The organism is Gilvimarinus sp. 1_MG-2023, assembly GCF_030548285.1.
The window spans coordinates 1-365 of sequence record NZ_JAUOSC010000365.1 but is presented as its reverse complement, the minus strand read 5'-3'; the positions used below and the strand labels follow the sequence as shown (position 1 = coordinate 365).

The following is a 365-nucleotide window of genomic DNA, read 5'->3' as shown; positions in this document are numbered from 1 at the left end:
GTAATCCGATGCCGGGGGATAATATCGGGGTGTTTATTGAGGATACTCTCACCGGCGGCAAGCTGTTTTATGCTCCGGGGTTGGGGGTGATTGAAGATCATCTGTTGCCCTGGATGGCGCAAGCCGACTGTCTGCTGGTGGACGGCACGCTGTGGACGGATGATGAAATGATCAATATGGGTCTGAGTCAGTCGACCGGGCAAATGATGGGGCATCTGGCGCAGTCCGGGGACGGCGGCATGCTGGATGTACTGGCCCAGTACCCGGACAAGCGTAAAGTGCTGATTCATATCAACAACACCAATCCGATCCTGAATGAAGAATCCGCCGAGCGCGCCATTGTTGAGGAACAGGGGGTTGAGATC

1 protein-coding gene is annotated in these 365 nt (G+C 55.3%); it reads left to right on the top strand.

The features are described from left to right. Positions 1–365: MBL fold metallo-hydrolase (locus Q4563_RS17215; RefSeq protein ID WP_303605363.1), on the top strand; the 365-nt coding region annotated here is incomplete at both ends.